Origin of the sequence: Paracoccus sp. MC1854, assembly GCF_014164635.1 — a bacterium.
GTDB lineage: Bacteria > Pseudomonadota > Alphaproteobacteria > Rhodobacterales > Rhodobacteraceae > Paracoccus.
In genome coordinates this window covers 71,271-89,378 of sequence record NZ_JACJFU010000001.1, presented here as the reverse complement: position 1 = coordinate 89,378, position 18,108 = coordinate 71,271, and the positions used below count along the sequence as shown (strand labels likewise).

16 protein-coding genes are annotated in these 18,108 nt (G+C 67.6%); 8 read left to right on the top strand and 8 right to left on the bottom strand.

Features of this window, described 5'->3' with window-relative positions; all coding sequences use genetic code 11:
* Window positions 1-262: 262 nt before the first annotated feature.
* The 4 genes from H5395_RS00430 to H5395_RS00415 form a co-directional block, all read right to left on the bottom strand.
* Window positions 263-889 (bottom strand): 50S ribosomal protein L25/general stress protein Ctc, encoded by a 627-nt coding sequence (locus tag H5395_RS00430; protein ID WP_182790555.1) that lies wholly within the window; start codon window positions 887-889, stop codon window positions 263-265.
* Between the two features lie 121 nt (window positions 890-1,010).
* Window positions 1,011-1,358, bottom strand: coding sequence for a hypothetical protein (locus H5395_RS00425; protein WP_182790554.1), 348 nt, complete (start codon window positions 1,356-1,358; stop codon window positions 1,011-1,013).
* A gap of 145 nt (window positions 1,359-1,503) precedes the next feature.
* Window positions 1,504-2,667, bottom strand: coding sequence for an alpha-hydroxy acid oxidase (locus H5395_RS00420; protein ID WP_182790553.1), 1,164 nt, complete (start codon window positions 2,665-2,667; stop codon window positions 1,504-1,506).
* Between the two features lie 21 nt (window positions 2,668-2,688).
* Entirely contained in the window at window positions 2,689-3,168 is a 480-nt protein-coding gene (locus H5395_RS00415) for a hypothetical protein (RefSeq protein WP_182790552.1), read from the bottom strand.
* A 283-nt stretch (window positions 3,169-3,451) separates the two neighbouring features.
* Here H5395_RS00415 and H5395_RS00410 point away from each other — a divergent pair, with 283 nt between their 5' ends.
* The 4 genes from H5395_RS00410 (at window position 3,452) to H5395_RS00395 (ending at window position 8,598) form a co-directional block, all read left to right on the top strand.
* The gene (locus H5395_RS00410; protein WP_182790551.1) at window positions 3,452-4,039 is read left to right on the top strand and encodes a TetR/AcrR family transcriptional regulator; all 588 of its coding nucleotides are present in this window, start codon (window positions 3,452-3,454) and stop codon (window positions 4,037-4,039) included.
* Between the two features lie 7 nt (window positions 4,040-4,046).
* The gene (gene dnaG, locus H5395_RS00405; protein ID WP_182790550.1) at window positions 4,047-5,960 is read left to right on the top strand and encodes a DNA primase; all 1,914 of its coding nucleotides are present in this window, start codon (window positions 4,047-4,049) and stop codon (window positions 5,958-5,960) included.
* 128 nt (window positions 5,961-6,088) lie between these two features.
* Window positions 6,089-8,068 carry an RNA polymerase sigma factor RpoD gene (rpoD, locus tag H5395_RS00400; protein WP_182790549.1) on the top strand — a complete coding sequence of 660 codons (1,980 nt, stop codon included), beginning with the start codon at window positions 6,089-6,091 and terminating at the stop codon, window positions 8,066-8,068.
* Window positions 8,069-8,184: 116 nt separating this feature from the next.
* The gene (locus H5395_RS00395; RefSeq protein WP_182790548.1) at window positions 8,185-8,598 is read left to right on the top strand and encodes a BLUF domain-containing protein; all 414 of its coding nucleotides are present in this window, start codon (window positions 8,185-8,187) and stop codon (window positions 8,596-8,598) included.
* Window positions 8,599-8,601: 3 nt separating this feature from the next.
* On the opposite strand, the gene H5395_RS00390 is transcribed toward H5395_RS00395, so the two are convergent.
* The gene (locus tag H5395_RS00390) at window positions 8,602-9,156 is read right to left on the bottom strand and encodes an NADPH-dependent FMN reductase (RefSeq protein WP_182790547.1); all 555 of its coding nucleotides are present in this window, start codon (window positions 9,154-9,156) and stop codon (window positions 8,602-8,604) included.
* Between the two features lie 106 nt (window positions 9,157-9,262).
* Here H5395_RS00390 and rmuC point away from each other — a divergent pair, with 106 nt between their 5' ends.
* From rmuC to ribD, 3 genes are all read left to right on the top strand, one after another.
* Entirely contained in the window at window positions 9,263-10,915 is a 1,653-nt protein-coding gene (gene rmuC / locus H5395_RS00385; RefSeq protein WP_255440430.1) for a DNA recombination protein RmuC, read from the top strand.
* A 110-nt stretch (window positions 10,916-11,025) separates the two neighbouring features.
* Window positions 11,026-11,484, top strand: coding sequence for a transcriptional regulator NrdR (gene nrdR / locus H5395_RS00380; protein ID WP_182790546.1), 459 nt, complete (start codon window positions 11,026-11,028; stop codon window positions 11,482-11,484).
* A 23-nt stretch (window positions 11,485-11,507) separates the two neighbouring features.
* The gene (ribD, locus tag H5395_RS00375; RefSeq protein ID WP_182790829.1) at window positions 11,508-12,491 is read left to right on the top strand and encodes a bifunctional diaminohydroxyphosphoribosylaminopyrimidine deaminase/5-amino-6-(5-phosphoribosylamino)uracil reductase RibD; all 984 of its coding nucleotides are present in this window, start codon (window positions 11,508-11,510) and stop codon (window positions 12,489-12,491) included.
* Between the two features lie 217 nt (window positions 12,492-12,708).
* Here ribD and H5395_RS00370 read toward each other — a convergent pair whose 3' ends face one another.
* From H5395_RS00370 to H5395_RS00360, 3 genes are all read right to left on the bottom strand, one after another.
* Complete coding sequence (locus H5395_RS00370) at window positions 12,709-14,706, bottom strand: capsular polysaccharide biosynthesis protein (RefSeq protein WP_182790545.1); 1,998 nt, start codon at window positions 14,704-14,706, stop codon at window positions 12,709-12,711.
* 2 nt (window positions 14,707-14,708) lie between these two features.
* Window positions 14,709-15,821 (bottom strand): polysaccharide biosynthesis/export family protein, encoded by a 1,113-nt coding sequence (locus tag H5395_RS00365; RefSeq protein ID WP_255434565.1) that lies wholly within the window; start codon window positions 15,819-15,821, stop codon window positions 14,709-14,711.
* Between the two features lie 145 nt (window positions 15,822-15,966).
* On the bottom strand, window positions 15,967-17,304 hold the full coding sequence (locus H5395_RS00360; protein ID WP_255440429.1) for a capsule biosynthesis protein: 1,338 nt from the start codon (window positions 17,302-17,304) through the stop codon (window positions 15,967-15,969).
* A 183-nt stretch (window positions 17,305-17,487) separates the two neighbouring features.
* On the opposite strand from H5395_RS00360, the gene H5395_RS00355 reads away from it, so the two are divergent.
* Window positions 17,488-18,081, top strand: coding sequence for a riboflavin synthase (locus tag H5395_RS00355; protein ID WP_182790544.1), 594 nt, complete (start codon window positions 17,488-17,490; stop codon window positions 18,079-18,081).
* Window positions 18,082-18,108: the final 27 nt, after the last annotated feature.

Genomic DNA, 18,108 nt, shown 5'->3' with positions numbered 1-18,108 from the left:
AAAGGGATCAACCACAGCTTCCCGGGACCTGAAACGTGAAGGGCACCACGGAGGCGCCAGTTTTCCGGCTGGTCCCTCGGGGGTGCGATCAGGCCAGCCAGGGAGCGTTTTCGGCTTGGCCTTCCTCCGCGTCTCCGGCCCCGGATCTTGGCCCCGGATCTTGGCGCGCGGCGATGTTCGATCGGAACGTCAGCCGAGCGCTGGAAAAGTGAAAGGGCGGCGCCGTGGCACCGCCCTTCGAGTTCATCCGTCCAAGGCGCGATCAGGCCTCGGCGGGGGCGTCCTCGGCTTCGCCTTCTTCCGCATCATCCGAACGCAGGCCTGAAGGCGCGGTGATGTTGGCGATGACGAAGTTGCGGTCGATGGTGGGCTTCACGCCCGAAGGCAGGGTGACGTCCTCGATATGGATCACGTCGCCGATCTTCTTGCCCGCCAGATCCACGGTGATCTGGTCCGGGATGTCCGCGGCGGTCACGACCAGCTCGACCTCGGGGCGCACCACGACCAGCGTGCCGCCGCGCTTGAGACCGGGGCTGTCCTCGTGGTTGATGAACTCCACGTTGACGAACAGGTTCACGCGGGTGTTGCGATGCACGCGCATGAAGTCGATATGCGTCGGCAGGTCCTTGACCACGTCGCGCTGGACGCCGCGGCAGATGACGCGGGTGTCGTCCTGGCCCTCGACCTTCAGGTTCCACAGGGTGGACATGAAGCGGCCGGCGCGCAGTTTCGTCAGCAGGGGGTTGAAGTCCATCTGGATGGGCGCCGGCTCCTTGCCGTCGCCGTAAACGATGCCGGGCACCTTGCCGTTGCGGCGAGCTTGGCGGGCGGCCCCCTTGCCTGTCCCCGCGCGTGCCTCGGCCACCAGATCCGGGATCTCTTTGGCCATGTTCGTTCCTTTCAGGTTGACGCCGGCCAGCCTCCAAGGGTGCCTGACCGGAAGCCGGCCCTATACAGGCGAAGTGGCCTGATTGGAAGCGGGAAGATCGCCGGTCCGGCGGCAGGCCGGATCACTGGTTCAGCACATGCCAGACCCCGCCCTTGCCGTCGCCGGTGACGTCGCCCGGCTGGCTGTCGCCCACATAGTAATAGACGGGCCTGCCGTTGTGCGCCCATTGCATGGTGCCGTCGGTGCGCTCGACCAGCGTCCAGCCCGCGCCCATCTGGGCGCCCGCCTGTCCAAGGAACGGCGGCCAATTCGCGGCGCACTGGTCGTAGCAGGCAGAGGTGCCCCCGCTGTCCTTGTCGAAGGTGTAAAGCGTCATGCCATTCGCGCCGGTGACGACGCCCTGGGCCTGAGCTGCGCCGAGCGACAGCAGGGCAAGACCCGCCGCCATGCAGCCTGCAAGAATCTTCATGATCGACACTCCGGGAGCATCCGCATCCGCATCCAAATCAGGGCCGAGCAGCCACGGCGCTCCGCCTGCTCCTGCGCGGGCGCGAGGATTTGTCGGCCGGGCGCAGGATACGCGCTTTGCCGCCCTGCGTCATGCGGAATGTCGTTCAGACGTAATCGCGGCTCCACTCGGCGGGGACGAGCAGGTTGTGGCGCCCGACGTTGCGGATGTCGCGCCCGCCGCAAAGCGCCATGGTGATGTCCAGTTCCTTGCGGATAACCTCAAGCGCGGCGGTCACGCCCGGCTGCCCCAGCGCGCCCAGCCCGTGGACCCAGGCCCGCCCGATCCAGGTGGCATGGGCGCCCAGTGCCAGCGCCTTCAGCACGTCCTGGCCCGAGCGGATGCCGGAATCCATGTGGATTTCCACCCGGTCGCCGACCGCCGCTACGATCTCGGGCAGCATGCGGATCGAACTGAGCGCGCCGTCCAGTTGCCGGCCGCCGTGGTTCGACACCACGATGGCATCCGCCCCGAAATCGGCGGCGATGCGGGCGTCCTCGGCGTCGAGGATGCCTTTCAGGATCAGCTTGCCGCCCCAGAGGTCGCGGATGCGGGCGATCTTGGTCCAGTCGAGCTGCGGGTCGAACTGCTCGGCGGTCCAGCTTGCGAGGTTGGCGGTGTCGGTCACGCCCTTGGCATGACCGACGATATTGCCGAAATGCCGCCGCTTCGTCCGCAGCATCTCGATCCCCCAGCGCCAGCGGGTCGCAAGGTCCGCGATGGATGAAGCCGTCAGTTTCGGCGGCGCCGAAAGACCATTCTTCAGGTCCTTGTGCCGCTGCCCGAGGATCTGCAGGTCCAGTGTCAGCACCAGCGCGGAACAGTTCGCGGCCCTGGCGCGGGCGATGATGTTTTCCAGAAACTCCTGATCCTTCATCACGTAAAGCTGGAACATGAAGGGTTTGGTCGTATGCGCCGCCACGTCCTCGATGGAACAGATGGACATGGTGGAAAGGCAGAAGGGCACGCCGAAATCCTCGGCCGCGCAGGCCGCCTTGATCTCGCCATCCGCGCGCTGCATCCCCGTCAGGCCGACGGGCGCAAGGCCGACGGGCATGGTCACAGGCAGGCCGACCATGTCGGATGCGAGGCTGCGGCCCGACATGTCCACGGCCACCTTCTGGCGCAGGCGGATCTTCTGGAAGTCGGTGGTGTTCTCGCGGAAGGTCTGTTCGGTGTAGCTGCCCGATTCCGCGTAGTCGTAGAACATCCGCGGCGTGTGCGCCTTGTGCAGGCGCTTGAGGTCGTCGATGCAGGTGATGACGGGCATGGTGTCCTCTGGGATGGCCGTTCAGGGCTGCGGGCAGGTGGCCGCGCCGGGAGGGCAGGAAGGGGCGGGCTCGCCATCGAGCATCCGGCGCGCGCGTTCGCGCAGGGCCTCAGCGCGGGCGGCGGTTTCTGGGTCAGTGGCCTCGGGGGGGTCCGAACCTGCGGGCGCAATGGTGAGGCTGGCGCCGCCCTGGGGCTCGGCTGCGGCAAGCTGCCCGGCCCGGTCGCGCAGCGCCGCCGCGCGGGCCTGAAGGCCTGCGGCATCCGTGACCGGCCCCTGCGCCCCCCCCGCCCTTGCCGCGGCCCTGGCGCGGCGGGCCCGCAGCGCCTCGCCCACTGCTTCGGGATGGGCGGCCGCATCGGCCGCATGGGCGGGAATGGCAGGCGGCGCGGTCAGGTCCGACAGCGGCAGAAGGCGCGGGTAGCTTTCGTCCGAGCCGCCGCAGGCCGCCAGCGCCAGCAGCGCGGCAAGTGCGAAGAGGCGTGAGAGTGCGGCGCGCATGGACATCGGCCGCACGATAGAAAGGCGGCCCGGTCACGGCAAGCGGGCACGGGAAGCGTCCGGGGCTGGGTTCGGGGTCATACGGCTTTTTTTATGGTCCAACTCAGCCGGCCCTCCGGGCATCGGGTTGGCAGTCGGATGGATCGTTTTCAGCGAAAGAGGCCATATGGTCCGCCAGATGCTGCCTGGGCCCGCGCATCCTGCAGGGTCGTCGAGGGCCTGCTTCGGCACGTGCTGCCGCGCCACCTTCCCCCCTGCCGCGCTTCGGCCTACACGCCCTGTCATGGCCCGCACCACAGGTTCCCGCGCCGAGATCACCGGCCCGCTTGTCCGCGACGCAGCCCTGCGGCTGTTCGCGCGGCACGGCTATGCCGCCGTCTCGATGCGCCAGATCGCCGCGGCCGTTGGCGTACAGGCAGGCGCGCTTTACGCCTATACCCCGGACAAGCAGGCGCTTCTGGCGAACCTTCTCACCGAGCATATGGAGAACCTGCTGGCCGCCTGGGACGACGAGCCGGACGGCCCGTCGCTGGTCCGGCTGGAGGCCTTCGTCCGCTTCCACATCGCCTATTCGCTCGACCATGCCGATTCGGTCTTCCTCAGCTACATGGAGCTGAGGAACCTCTCGTCCGAGAACCGCGCTGCCATCGCCGATCTGCGTGGCCGCTACGAGAACGCGCTGACCGCTATTCTGCGCGACGGCGCCGCGGCGGGCGTGATGCGCGTCACCGACCCCCGCCTGACCACCATGGCCCTGATTGCCATGCTGACCGGCGTCACCAACTGGTTCCGCGAGGGCGGGCGGCTCGACCGCCGCGCTGTCGCCGACCACTACTGGGGCCTTGTCCGAGGGGCGGTGGGCGCGGGATGATCAACCCATGAGTCTCCCTCCCGGCTTCCTTGACGAGCTTCGCAACCGCGTCCCGATCAGCCGGATCGTGGGGCGCAAGGTGACATGGGACCTGAAGCGCTCGAACCAGGCCAAGGGGGACTGGTGGGCGCCCTGTCCCTTCCACGGCGAAAAGACGGCCTCGTTCCATGTCGATGACCAGAAGGGCTTCTATTACTGCTTCGGCTGCCACGCGAAGGGCGACGCCCTGAGTTTCCTGCGCGAGGCCGAAGGGCTTGGCTTCATCGAGGCCGTGGCCGTCATGGCCTCCGAAGCCGGGCTGCCCATGCCCGAACGCTCTCCCCGAGAGCAGGCGCAGACCGACCGCCGCACCCAGCTTGTCGAGGTGATGGACCGTGCCATCCGCTGGTTCCGCCTGCAACTGCAGAGCGGGGCGGGCGGGGCCGCGCGTGACTATCTAGGGCGGCGGGGGCTGGAAGCGGCTGCGCTCGACCGCTTCGAGATCGGCTTCGCCCCGGACCTGCGGCAGGGGCTGTTGCGGCACCTGACCGAGGCGGGCGTGCCCGAGGGTCTGGTGATCGAGGCGGGACTGGCGGCCAGGCCTGACGCCGATGCAGGGCGCGCGGGGCGCGACGGCGGCGCGGCTTACGACCGCTTCCGGGGCCGCATCATCTTCCCGATCCGTGACGCGCGGGGCCGCTGCATCTCCTTCGGCGGGCGGGCGATGGACCCGAACGCGCGGGCGAAATACCTCAACGGCCCGGAAACCGCGCTGTTCGACAAGGGGCGCAACCTTTACAACCTCGGGCCGGCGCGGGCGGCGGTGGCGAAAGGCCAGCCGCTGGTGGTGGCCGAGGGCTACATGGACGTGATCGCGCTGGTCCGCGCAGGTGTCGAGGGGGCAGTTGCGCCGCTGGGCACGGCGATCACCGAGGACCAGTTGCGTCTGATGTGGCGCGTCTCGCCCGAGCCGGTGATCGCGCTGGATGGTGACGTGGCGGGCCTGCGCGCGGCGATGCGGCTGATTGACATGGCGCTGCCGCTGGCGGGTCCGGGGCAGGCGCTGCGATTCGCGCTGCTGCCGGCGGGGCAGGACCCCGACGACCTGATCCGCGCGGGCGGGGCGGGGGCGATCCGTGCGGTCCTGGACCAGGCGCAGCCGCTGGTCGATCTGCTCTGGCGGCGTGAAACCGAGGGCCGGGTCTTCGACAGCCCTGAACGCCGCGCCGCGCTGGACAAGGCCTTGACCGATGCGGTCGCCCATATCCCCGACCCTGGGACCCGCGACCACTACACGCAGGAACTGAAACGCAAGCGCTGGGCGCTGTTCGCCCCGCCCCGCGCGGAACGCGGTCGCTTCACCCGCCGCGAGGGCCGCCGCGACCCGCCGCAGCCTCCGGTGCCGCAGACCCGCGCCTCGTCGCTGGTCGCGGCCGATCCCGGCGAGGCGCTGATCGAGGCGATGATCCTTGCCCTTCTGGCCACCCATCCCAGCCTGATCGCCCGCGTCGAATCGCGGCTGGAACGGCTGGACCCGACAGACCCCGGCCGGGCGGCGCTGGTCCATGACCTGCTGGCAGGCGCGTCCAGCCTGCAGGGACGGACCGCCCTTGACGCGATCATGGCCGATCCCCATGTCCGCTCGGCCCCGGCCATCATCCGTCCGACCGGGGCCATTGAAGATGCTGAACGCCTTTTGTTGAATGACCTTGACCGGCTGGAGGCTCGACGCGCCAGGCGCGAAGAAAATCTTCGCGCCGAGCGCGAGATCGAGGGTCTTGCCGATGAGGGCCTGACTTGGCGTGTAACCCAGTCGGCGCGCGCGCTTCGCGAGGCCGATCAGCCGCAGATCAGCGGCAACAATGATCTTGGCGAGGATCGCGAGGCGCTGATTGCCCGGCTCAACAGCGTCAGGCAGGAAAACGGACGGAAACGCCACTGAGGGAAAGCGAATCGCTGGACCGAATCACACGCCGCCTGCTTTGACGGGCGGCGTCTTTCGATTAAAACAGCCGGAATCCCGGCACCCGATTCGCCAGATCAGCGAATCAGTCAAAAAGGAACCGCGCCATGGCCAAGGATGACGATGACAAGCCGGACGCCAAGGAAGACGAACATTCGCTGGACATGAGCCAGGCCGCGGTCAAACGCATGATCGCCGAGGCGCGCGAGCGCGGCTACATCACCTATGACCAGTTGAACGCGGTCCTTCCGCCCGAACAGGTGTCCTCGGAGCAGATCGAGGACGTCATGTCCATGCTGTCCGAGATGGGCATCAACGTCATTGAGAACGACGAAGCCGAGGAGCCGGAGGCCGGCGGCGCCGTCGTGCCCGCCTCGACCAGCCGTGAGGTCACGGTCGCGGCACCGGAAACCGAAAAGCTCGACCGCACGGACGACCCGGTGCGGATGTATCTGCGCGAGATGGGTTCCGTCGAACTGCTGTCGCGCGAGGGCGAGATTGCCATCGCCAAGCGCATCGAGGCCGGGCGCAACACCATGATCGCGGGGCTGTGCGAAAGCCCGCTGACCTTCAAGGCCATCACCATGTGGCGGCAGGAGTTGCTCAACGAGGACATCCTGCTGCGCGACGTGATCGACCTGGAAACCACCTTCGGCCGATCGATGGCCGAGGACGAGGAGGAAGAGCTTCCCGTCAACCTGCCGTTGGGCGAGGCGCAACCCGCCGAGCGCACAAAGTCCTGGGGCGAGGAACTGGACGCCGACGGCAACCCGATCCGCCCCGACGCCGACGAGGAGGACGAGGACGACGGCCAGAACCTGTCGCTGGCCGCGATGGAGGCCAGCCTGAAGCCCCGCGTGCTGGAAACGCTGGAATCCATCGCCCGCGGCTATGAAGGCCTCGCGCAGATGCAGGACGACCGGATGTCGGCCACGCTGAACGAGGACGGCAGCTTCTCGTCGACCGACGAGGCCGCCTATCAGCGCCTTCGCACCCGCATCGTCGGCTTGGTGAACGAACTGCACCTGCACAACAACCGCATCGAGGCGCTGGTCGACCAGATCTACGGCATCAACCGCCGCATCGTGACCATCGATTCGGGCATGGTGAAGCTGGCCGACGCCGCCCGCATCAACCGGCGCGAGTTCATCGACGCCTATCGCGGCTGCGAACTCGACCCCACCTGGGTGGATCGGATGGGCCAGAACAAGGGCCGCGGCTGGCAGGCGCTGCTTGAACGCTCGCGCGATCAGGTGACCACGCTGCGCGGCGAGATGGCGATGGTCGGCCAGCACGTCGGCGTGGACATCGAGGAATTCCGCCGGATCGTGAACCAGGTCCAGCGCGGTGAAAAGGAAGCCCGCCAGGCCAAGAAGGAAATGGTCGAGGCGAACCTGCGCCTCGTGATTTCCATTGCCAAGAAATACACCAACCGCGGGCTGCAGTTCCTTGATCTCATTCAGGAAGGCAACATCGGCCTGATGAAGGCGGTGGACAAGTTCGAATACCGCCGCGGCTACAAGTTCAGCACTTACGCGACCTGGTGGATCAGGCAGGCCATCACGCGGTCGATCGCGGACCAGGCGCGGACCATCCGCATCCCGGTCCACATGATCGAGACGATCAACAAGCTGGTGCGCACCGGCCGCCAGATGCTGCACGAGATCGGCCGGGAACCGACGCCCGAGGAACTGGCCGAAAAGCTGCAGATGCCGCTGGAAAAGGTCCGCAAGGTGATGAAGATCGCCAAGGAGCCGATTTCCCTCGAAACCCCGATCGGGGACGAGGAGGATTCGCAGCTTGGCGATTTCATCGAGGACAAGAACGCCGTCCTGCCGCTCGATTCGGCCATTCAGGAGAACCTGAAGGAAACGACGACGCGGGTTCTCGCCAGCCTGACACCGCGCGAGGAACGGGTGCTGCGGATGCGCTTCGGCATCGGCATGAACACCGACCACACGCTTGAGGAAGTCGGCCAGCAGTTCAGCGTCACCCGCGAACGAATCCGCCAGATCGAGGCGAAGGCGCTGCGGAAGCTGAAGCATCCCAGCCGCAGCCGGAAGTTGCGCTCGTTCCTCGACCAGTGACGTGCTGCTCTGTTAAACTTTGTTGACGGGGCAGTTTTTCAGGTGACGTCAACCTGTCAAAAGCTCCATGGTCTGGAACAACCGGAACGTTACGTCCGGGGGAGCAGGAGGATCGCATGTCGGCACTCTCCTTTATTCTCTACCGCAGCGACACCGGCCTGAGGCCCAACAGCGATGCCGTCCGCACCTTGATGAACACGGCGCGGCGGTCCAACGAGCGATTCGACCTGACGGGCTTTCTGCATCATGAAGACGGGTTCTTCTTCCAATGGCTGGAAGGGGAATCCGACAACCTGGCGGAAATCATGGGGCGGATCGAACGCGATCCCCGCCATTCCAACATCACCTGCATGGCGCATGGCACCCAGCCCGAGCGGCAATTCTCGCGCTGGCGGATGGGCTATTCCACCCGCAGCGATGCCTCGGTCCTCAGGTGGATGGCCGATCATCCCGTCGTGGTCCGCGAGCCGCGGGAATACGCCGCCGGGATGCTGGCCTTTTTGCGCGAGCGCGAGGCGCTCGCGCCCTGACGCTCAGCAGAGCCGCTCGATATGGGCGGCCAGCGCGTCGGCATAGGTTTTCAGGAAACCGCGCAGGCTTTCGTCCTCGACCGAGCCATCCTTGGCGAACTTGCCCGCCTCGAACTTCAGGTAGAATTCGGGATGGCCCATGACCACCATGCCCAGGGTCACCATCTGCGCCTTCAGCGCCAGTTGCGCCGCCGCCGTCCCGATCGCGCCGCCCGCCGCCCCGCAGCAGCCTGCGGGCTTGCTGATCCAGACCGATTTTCCATAGGGCCGGCTGCCCCAGTCCAGTGCGTTCACCAGCACGCCAGGCGCCGTGCGATTGTATTCGGGGGTCACCAGCAGCACCCCGTCGGCGGCTGCCACCTGCGCCCGCATCCGCTCGACCGGTTCAGGCCCGCGGCCGTCCTGCCACAAGTCGTCGTTGTAAAGCGGCAGGTCGCCGATCTCGACGAAGTCGAAGGTCAGCTTGCCTTCCGCAACCTTCGCCAGCGCCTCGGCGACGGTCTGGTTGATCGAATTCGCGCGCAGCGATCCGACAAGGACGGCGACGGTGCGGGTCATGGGAACCTCCGTGAATTGTTCATCGCCTGTTAAGCACAAGCGTGGATGGTTGTTGATGTTTTCGAACAGATTGGCAACACCGCAGGCAGGGACAAGGAGAATGCCGATGTGGAACGATCCGCAGCTTCTACGGTTGCTTGCGATCCTGCTGGCCTTGGCCGGGATCGTTCTGGCTGTGCTGCTGTCGCGCCGATCTGCCGCCGTGGCGGGGGCCGAGGCCGCGCTGCGCGAGGCGCGGGCCGAGGCGCAGGCGGCAGGGCTGCGGGCGGCAGAGGCCACGGCCCGCCTTGAGGGGCAGGTGCATCGCCTGACCGAACTGGGAACCGAGCGGGACGATCTGCGCGACGCGCTGGAGCGGATGCGTGGGCAGGCCGAATCGCTGGCCCGGGATCTCGCGCAGTTGCGCGAGCGCGAGGAGGGCAATGCCCTCCGGCTGGCCGAGATCGGCGACGAACGGGACGGGCTGCGGGATGCGGTGCAGGGCGCGCATGATCGTGTCGCAACGCTTGAACGCGAGCTCGGCAAGGCTGCCACTCGGCAGGAAGCCGACAGGACGCGGATCGCCGAGCTGGAAGGCGAACGTGGAGCCCTGCGCTGCGATCTCGACGAGGCCCGCGTGACACTGGCCGCGCAAGAGCGTGAGCTTGCGGAAATCCGGCTTGCCGCCGCCAAGGACCGCGAGGCGGCCGAGCGCGACCTGACCTTGCTGCGCGAGTTGCGCGACGAGATGACGGGTCAGTTCCGCCTGATGGCGGATGAATCCCTGCGCCGGCAGGGGGCCGATCTGGAAAAGACCCACAGCGAACGGCTGGCTGCGATGCTGACGCCCTTCCGCGAGCAGGTGCAGGGCTTCCAGACCGAGCTTCAGGCCCGCAACAAGATCGTGGACGAGGAACGCGCGATGCTGCGCGAACAGATCGACGGCCTGCACCGCCGGTCCGAGGAGATCGGTCGGGACGCTGTGGCGCTGACCCGCGCGCTCAAGGGCGAAAAGCAGCGGCAGGGTGCTTGGGGCGAGATGATCCTGGAGCGCGTGCTTGAAGGCTCGGGATTGGAACGGGGGACCCATTACGACACCCAGGAAAGCTGGCGGGCCGAGGATGGCAAGCTGTGGCGGCCCGACGTGATCGTGCGCCTGCCCCGCAAGAAGGTGCTGGTGATCGACAGCAAGGTTTCGCTGAACGACTATGAACGCGCCGTGAATGCCGAGATGCCCGAGGAACGCGATGCCGCGCTCAAGCGCCATGTCACCGCGATCCGCACCCATGTCACCACCCTGTCCGAAAAGGGCTATCAGCAGATCGACAATGCCTCGGTCGACTATGTGCTGATGTTCATTCCCATCGAGGGCGCGTTCTCGGAAGCGTTGCGGGTGGATGCGGAACTCGGCCTTTACGCCCTGAACCGCCGCATCGTGCTGGCCACGCCGACGACGCTGATGCCGATGCTGCGGACGGTGGATCACATCTGGACGGTCGAGCGGCGCGAAAGCAACGCGATGGAGATCGCCGACCGCGCCGGCAAGCTCTATGACAAGTTCGCGCTGTTCGTGGATGCGATGGAGGATGTGGGCAAGTGCCTAGACGGCGCCAGCCGCGCGCATAACCAAGCGATGGACCGGCTGACCCGCGGCTCGGGCAACGTTGTCGGGCAGGTGGAAAAGCTGCGCCTGCTGGGCGCGCGGTCGCAGAAGCGCATCGCCTTGGATCACGACGCCGATGCGTCGGCAGAGGTGCGGCTGCTGGAAGCGGGCGAGTAGCGGGCAAGGCCTTTGGCAGCATATATCTTGGGGGTTGATGCTTCATCTATCCAAGTTCTGCGAAAGGCCTTATCGTCTTTCACGATCATGGCTGCACCGGGGATGATTTGATGCGCTGTCCGTTCTGCGGAAACGCCGATACGCAGGTCAAGGATTCCCGCCCGGCCGAGGATAATGTCGCCATCCGCCGCCGCCGCTTCTGCCCGGCCTGCGGCGGCCGCTTCACCACCTACGAACGGGTACAGTTGCGCGATCTCGTGGTCATCAAGTCCTCGGGCCGGCGCGAGGACTTCGACCGCGACAAGCTCGCGCGTTCGATCCGCATCGCTATGCAGAAGCGCCCGATCGAGGCCGAGCGGATCGACCAGATGATCTCGGGCATTGTCCGCCGACTGGAAAGCATGGGCGAGACCGACATCCCGTCAAAGGCCATCGGCGAGATCGTGATGGAAACCCTGGCCCGCATCGACACCGTGGGCTATGTGCGATTTGCGAGCGTCTACAAGAACTTCCAGGCTGCGGATGATTTCGACCGCTTTGTGTCGGAACTGCGTCCGGCCGAAGAGTGACCGTTCCGTCCGACCTGCGCCATATGGATCACGCGCTGCGGCTTGCCCGGCGCGGACTGGGAAACGTCTGGCCGAATCCTGCGGTGGGTTGCGTGATGGTCTCAGATGGCCGCGTGGTGGGGCGCGGCTGGACTCAGCCCGGCGGTCGTCCCCATGCCGAACGGATGGCTTTGGACGTGGCGGGTCCTGCCGCAAAGGGTGCGACAGCCTATGTCACCCTAGAACCCTGTGCCCATCACGGCCGCACCCCGCCCTGCGCCGAGGGACTGGTTCAGGCAGATGTGGCTCGCGTCGTGACCGCCCTGACTGATCCCGATCCCCGGGTTGCCGGGCGAGGCCATGCGATGCTGCGGGCGGCCGGGGTCGAGGTGGTGGAAAATGTCCGAGGCGAACAGGCTCGCATCCTGCAGCGCGGCTTCCTTTCCCGTGTGACCCGTGGCCGCCCGATGGTGACACTGAAGCTTGCGACCAGCTTCGACGGGCGGATTGCCACGGCCAGCGGAGAAAGCCGCTGGATCACCGGCGAGGCCGCGCGCCGCCATGTCCACCTGCTGCGGCTGACGCATGACGCGGTGATGGTGGGGGCCGGCACGGCGCGTGCCGACCACCCGGCGCTGAACGTGCGCGGCTTTGGTCCGGTGCGGCAGCCGGTGCGGGTGGTGCTGGCGAACGGCGCCATTCCCCGCCTGCCGCCCGAGGGCGCGGACCACGGACCATTGTGGGTCGTGCCGGGGCCACCCGCCAAGGCGCTGGCGGAACTCGGGCGCCGGGGGCTGACGCGGGTCTTCTGCGAAGGCGGCGGCCGTCTCGCGGCGGCGCTGCTGGCCGAAGGCCTGGTTGATGAGCTTGTCGGCTATACCGCCGGCGTTCTCCTCGGCGGCGATGGCCGGGCCGCCGTAGAGCCATTCGGCCTTTCGGCACTGGCCGATGCGCCGCGCTTTCGCTTGGCCGAGACGCAGGCGCTCGGGGGGGATGTCTTCCATCGCTGGGTGTCCGCAGAGGCGTGAGGCGGCTTTTCTGCCGGATCAGCCGATGCCTGCACCAGAGGCATCTGCGACGCCCTTGGCGGGACCGTCCGGTTCTTTTGTCCCAAAGGGCTCGGAACCCTGCACCGCATTTGGAAAATACATGCATGATTCATCCGGGGGATGTTGCCGATATGCCGGATCAGGTAAGCAGGTGGCCTAGCCTGAGGTCCAGACCAGAGATCGGGCACCAGCCGGATCAGCGCCGCCACAGCCAACTGTGTCCGCTCAGCCCTCCCTGCAGCTTGGCGAGCCAGCGCAAACCGGGACCAACGGGCGCGAGCCTCGGATCCGAAAGCCGGTCGGCCGCAACTTCGACCGGGCAGGGCAGGCCTGAGACCGGATCGCGATAGCGGGGATAGGCGATCAATGCCGCATGGACCAGCGTTTCAAGGTCGATGCGGACCTGCCTGCGCCCCGGAACGGGGCCAAGGTCGCGCGTCAATCCCCAGCCGGCGTAGAAGGGCGCCCCCAGGGTAGTGACAGCGCGGCCGCGGATCAGCGCCTCGAATCCCAGTGTCGAGGTGATCGTCCAGATTTCGTCAACCGCTTCGATCAGCGCGGCGGCAGGGGCGGCGGCGATGACATCGGCCAGGCCCTTCAGCCTGTCCGCAGGAACTGAGCCGGGTCGCAAGCCTGCCTCGACATCCGGGTGTGGCTTCCAGACGATCAGCGCGCCGGGGTTCTCGGTCCGGGTGCGGGCAAGCAGGGCAAGATTGGTCCGTTCAGCCCCCGCGCCCAAGCGGATCGAGGCATCGTCCTCGACCTGCCCCGGCACCAGGATCACCCGGCGGCCGTCGCGCGGGATCAGCGGCAGCTCGCCGCCAAGGTTGTATTTTGTCAGCGCTCCATCCCGCAGGCGCGCGATCAGGGCCTGCGCCCGTTCGCGTCCGCCGGGTGGCAGGGGCGCGGCCAGAAGCCGCTCAAGGTCGCTTTCCCCTGTGGGATCGTAATAGATCCCGCGGGCATCGGCGACCAGCGACAAGGGCGGAACCAGTTCGGCGCCCAACCCGCGCGAGCGCAGAAAGCCGTCCTCGACCCGCAGTGCCCGCGGCACCTCGGCGGCGCGGTTGGCCCAGGCGAGCGTGACCGCGGGCGAGGGGTGGCGTGTGAAGCGCACGCCACGGCCGTTCCCGAAGCTGGCCGCGATGGTGCGGCGCTTCCACAGGCGGATGCCATAGGCAAGATGCCCCTGATGGTCCTGCCGCCATGCCTTTGTTTCCTCCTCGATCTGGCGGACCGCGCTTTCCAGGTCGGTCAGGCGGTCGCGGCAGGGGTCATGCCACACCGGCGCCAGCAGATGGGTTGCGGCGAACAGCGCGGGTAGGCTGGTCCGACCCTGCCGGCGCGGCACCGCCCCCTCGTCCGCGCTGAGACCCCACCCGGCATAGAAGGGCTGGCCGAACAGCCGGGGACGATGGCCCGCCAGCATCGCCTCATACCCCAGTTGAGAGCTGACGGCGTAAACGCCGGCCGCATCGCCCACCAGCCGCCACGGAGACACGGGGCCGTCGCAGAGGATCTCGCCCGCCCGCAGGTCGGCGCGGCCCAGATGGCCCCGGCGCAGCCCCGCGGCGGTTTCCGGGTGGGCCCGCAGGACAATGCGGGCGCCGGGGTTCTCGTCCCGCGCGGCCTCGAGCATCCGCAGGAAGGTCGCGCGTCCCGCCCCCATCAGAGAGGCGTCCCCTTGTGTCTGGTCGATGACCAGCACGAAGCCGGGTTCCGGCGCCGCCGCGTCCGGCAGATGCGCGTTGTATTTCGACAGATCCGCCGCGCGCAGCCGGGCAAGTGCCGCCCGGGCCTTCGCCGAAAGCGCCGCCGCCTCGGGCGATGAGGCCAGAGTTTCGATCAACGACGGGGCAGAGGGGTCGAAATGCAGGCCGGTCGGGTCGATCAGCAGGCCGATGGGGCCGCGCCGGCCGACCGGGCTGCGGTGGCGTCCGGGCAGGACTGATCGCAGGAACGCGTCCTCGACCGTCACCACGGCGGCACCCGTCCGGGCGGCCAGTGCGCGCCCGCGCCAGGCGGTGGGGCTGGCGCCCCAGACGCCGATGCTGTCTTCGGGTCCCGGCCAGCCGACGGCAAGTCGCCAGCCGGCCAGGTTGAGGATGCGCCTGAGGCGGGGACGCGCGAAGAACCCGCCGTTCAGGACGAAAAGCCGCCGCAGGCCGATCGGGCCGGACGGCTTTCCGGTCATCCTCAGTTCGCGATGTTGTTCAGCGCATTCGCACTGTTCGCGCTGCCGGTGATCGCGCCGAGGGTCTTCTGCCACTGGACGTAGGGCGCCTCGGTCACATAGACCGTGTCGCCGTCGCGCAGCAGGAAGTCCCGCGCCAGGAACAGCCCGTTGGGACGTGTCAGGTCCAGCACATAGGCCATCCGCTGGTCGCCCGCGACGTTCCTGCCCAGCACTTTCTGGGCCACCGACTGCGGCTCGTTGCGCAGCACGAAGACGCCGGTCGGATCGGCGAGGTTCGAACTGAGGCCGCCCACCATGGCGATCGCCTCGATGGCGTTGATCTCTTCTGACCCCAGCGGCACCTTGGTCTGCCCGCCCAACGCGCCCAGCGCGGTGAAACTGCGCTGGTCTTCTTCCACCAGGATCACGTCGCCGGGGCGCAGCGCCACGTCGTTGCGCGGGTTGGCGTATAGGTCGCGCAACCAGACGCGGCCGGTGTTGTTGCCGCGCTTGACGGTCACCACCGCGATGTCGGGATCGACGGTGACGCCGCCCGCCCGCGCCAGCATGGCGGACAGGGTGCGGGTCGGCCGCTCGATCGGGAAGACGCCCTGGCCGCCGACCTTGCCCATCACCGAAACCGTCGCGCCGTCGCCGGCCACCCGGGTCACCGTGACCTGCGGGTCAGGGGTCTGGGTTTCAAGCTGCCGGGTGATGATCTGGCGCAGCTCGTCGGGCGAGTTGCCGGCGGCGCGGATGCGGCCCGCGTAGGGCACGAAGATGTAGCCGCCGCTGTCCACCTGCAGTTCCTGCAGGGGCGTGTTCGACTGGCCCATCGAGGCCAAGAGCCCGTCGTCCACGTTTTCCCAGATCGTCAGGCCCAGCACGTCGCCCGGCCGGATCTCGTCGGCGCCGACGGCGCCTGCGTTGATGAAGTCCGAGCCGAAGCCATAGGCCGGGGTGAAGGACGCGGCGCGGGCCACATGGTCGTTGACATAGATGACATGGGCGTTGCCACCCCGGTCAACCGAGCCGCGGTAGATCTCGTTCTTGTTCGGGCCCGAACGCGGAAGGGCGCAGGCCGCCAGCAGAGTCATCGACGAGAGCGCCGCGATCCTGAGGGCAACCCGCATTGCGCCGCCTTGAGAGGCAGGGGTAAGGGGAAGGTCGGTCAAGTCCAGTCTCCTGTCCATCGGGCGATTCTTGGTCGCTCCGTTTCGTTTTTTCTCACGTTTTCCTTACCGGCTGGCTGGCGGCGTATCCACTGGAACGCGCAAGTCAATGGTCCAGAATGTCCATCTGTTGCCGGTAGCGCGCATATCCGCCCTCCAGCGCGGCATAGGGGTCGTCGGGGTCCAGCATCATGTCCACGACCAGCCGCAGGGCATGGGCGCGGGAACGGGCGGCGTAGAAGCCGCCGGGTACCTGGCAAGTGTCCAGCAGGTAGTTGCGGTAGTCGCGGTAGCGCGCCTGGTCGGGCGGCGCGGGGCGGCGCAGGAAGTCGTCGAGGCTCTGGTCCGACACGAGGCCCGGCTTGGCGTAAACCGACCGGCCCAGCGCCTTGACCGGCAGCCCCCGCCACAATGCCTGCTGCGCCGCCGTCGAGTTGATCGTCACCGCGGAACGCGCCTGCGACAGCAGCCCGGCCAACTTGCCGCCGCCCACGAAATGCACCCGGCCGGCGATGCCCAGCGCGTGGGCCTGCGCGGTGATCGCCGCCTGCAGGGGCGCGCGTCCGTCTTCCAGCGGATGTGCCTTGAAGACAATGTGATGGTGGCGCGGCGCGGCGCGGGCAAAGGCCTCCAGCACCTCGGCGGTGAAGTCGGACATGGTGTGATAGGGCGAATGGGCCCGGAAGCTTGAATCATGCTCAAGCTGCATCAGCACCAGCACATAGGGAAAGCCCCCGGCCCGGATCGCCCGCGCCTGGCGCCAGCGGCGGGCCGCGTGAAGCGCCGACAGCAGCAGGCGCGACAGGTTCAGCCGGAACTCGCGCCAGAGCGTGATGTCGCGGTGCGAGGTGAAGCCCGGATAGCGCCCGTTCGCCACCAGCACCATGAAGTGGTAAAGCGCGCCGTAGAACTTGTGCTGACGCATGTCGCCCCAATGGGCGGGCGGGCGGTTGACCTCCGCCCCGAAGGCGCGCTGGGCGGCCCGCATCCGGTCAAGCCCGATGTCCATCAGCGCCGAGAAGCCGTTCGATCCGCCCCGTTCGTAGGTGATCCAGTAGGGGCGCAGGTAGCCTTCCTCGAAGACATGCAGCACCAGCCCGCGTCGCGACGCCGCCTCGCGCGCCGCGGCATGGATCGGGCGGACGTCGCCGTAAAGGACGATGTCCGTCACCTTCTTTTCGGTGATCAGCCGTTCCAGGTGGCCCGGCCATTCGTCGGGACCGGCGCTGTGGGCGACAAACCGCGCACGGTCGCGCCAGAAGAATTCGTCCCCCGCATTGAAGCCCACGCGCCAGGCCGTCGCGCCGGCCGCGCGCATAAGCCGTGCCAGCCGGTCAAAGAACGGACCATGCGGACCCTGCAGCAGCAGGAACACCCGTTTGTCAGGGGGCAGATGTGCCATCCTTGGAAGGGGGGCGGGAATGCCCTTGATGAAAGCGTTCATGAACATGTCTGCGGTATATCGGCGAACGTTCAAACATTGGGCACGGGAAAACTACCTCCGGGTTAACGCCTGCCGAGTTCATGCGTCAACCTGCCCAGAACGTCAGGTTCCCGGCGGGGCTTGCGCCCGCCCCGAACGGCGGCCATCGTGACGATCTGCAGATCAGGGGCGCAAGGATAGGCGATGTTCACCGGAATCATCACCGACATCGGCACGGTCGTGGCCGTCGAGATGCGCGGCGACATGCGCGCGCGGATTTCCTGCAACTACGACATGAGCGGCGTGGACATGGGCGCATCCATCGCCTGCGACGGCATCTGCCTGACGGTGGTGGCCAAGGGCATGGACTGGTTCGACGTGGACATCTCGGCCGAGACGCTGGCCCGCACCAACATCGGTGCAAGCGGCTGGCGGGTTGGACAGCGGATCAACTTGGAACGGGCGCTGCGGGTGGGGGACGAACTGGGCGGGCATATCGTGTCCGGCCATGTCGATGGCGTGGCCCGCGTTACCGCCGCGCGGGCCGAGGGCGACAGCCTGCGCCTGAGCTTCGAGACGCCGGAGGGGCTTGCGCGCTTCATCGCGCCCAAGGGCTCGGTCGCGCTGAACGGGACCTCGCTGACGGTGAACGAGGTCGAGGGCAACCGCTTCGGCGTGAACCTGATCCCCCATACTCGCGAGGTGACGAACTGGGGCGAGGTGGCCGAAGGCGACCTGGTCAACCTCGAGATCGACACGCTGGCGCGATACGTCGCACGGCTGGCCGAGGCGGGATAGGGGCTGCCCGAAGCTCCTGGAGCCGTG

Bases quoted from the DNA above. Each gene is read 5' to 3' on its own strand.
- rmuC (WP_255440430.1), top strand. From the start codon at position 9,263: ATGTGGAACGATCCGCAGCTTCTACGGTTGCTTGCGATCCTGCTGGCC.
- H5395_RS00370 (WP_182790545.1), bottom strand. From the start codon at position 14,706: ATGACCGGAAAGCCGTCCGGCCCGATCGGCCTGCGGCGGCTTTTCGTC.
- H5395_RS00365 (WP_255434565.1), bottom strand. From the start codon at position 15,821: ATGCGGGTTGCCCTCAGGATCGCGGCGCTCTCGTCGATGACTCTGCTG.
- H5395_RS00410 (WP_182790551.1), top strand. From the start codon at position 3,452: ATGGCCCGCACCACAGGTTCCCGCGCCGAGATCACCGGCCCGCTTGTC.
- H5395_RS00395 (WP_182790548.1), top strand. From the start codon at position 8,185: ATGTCGGCACTCTCCTTTATTCTCTACCGCAGCGACACCGGCCTGAGG.
- H5395_RS00415 (WP_182790552.1), bottom strand. From the start codon at position 3,168: ATGCGCGCCGCACTCTCACGCCTCTTCGCACTTGCCGCGCTGCTGGCG.
- H5395_RS00430 (WP_182790555.1), bottom strand. From the start codon at position 889: ATGGCCAAAGAGATCCCGGATCTGGTGGCCGAGGCACGCGCGGGGACA.
- ribD (WP_182790829.1), top strand. From the start codon at position 11,508: ATGGATCACGCGCTGCGGCTTGCCCGGCGCGGACTGGGAAACGTCTGG.
- nrdR (WP_182790546.1), top strand. From the start codon at position 11,026: ATGCGCTGTCCGTTCTGCGGAAACGCCGATACGCAGGTCAAGGATTCC.
- H5395_RS00390 (WP_182790547.1), bottom strand. From the start codon at position 9,156: ATGACCCGCACCGTCGCCGTCCTTGTCGGATCGCTGCGCGCGAATTCG.
- H5395_RS00360 (WP_255440429.1), bottom strand. From the start codon at position 17,304: ATGAACGCTTTCATCAAGGGCATTCCCGCCCCCCTTCCAAGGATGGCA.
- H5395_RS00420 (WP_182790553.1), bottom strand. From the start codon at position 2,667: ATGCCCGTCATCACCTGCATCGACGACCTCAAGCGCCTGCACAAGGCG.
- H5395_RS00425 (WP_182790554.1), bottom strand. From the start codon at position 1,358: ATGAAGATTCTTGCAGGCTGCATGGCGGCGGGTCTTGCCCTGCTGTCG.
- rpoD (WP_182790549.1), top strand. From the start codon at position 6,089: ATGGCCAAGGATGACGATGACAAGCCGGACGCCAAGGAAGACGAACAT.
- dnaG (WP_182790550.1), top strand. From the start codon at position 4,047: ATGAGTCTCCCTCCCGGCTTCCTTGACGAGCTTCGCAACCGCGTCCCG.
- H5395_RS00355 (WP_182790544.1), top strand. From the start codon at position 17,488: ATGTTCACCGGAATCATCACCGACATCGGCACGGTCGTGGCCGTCGAG.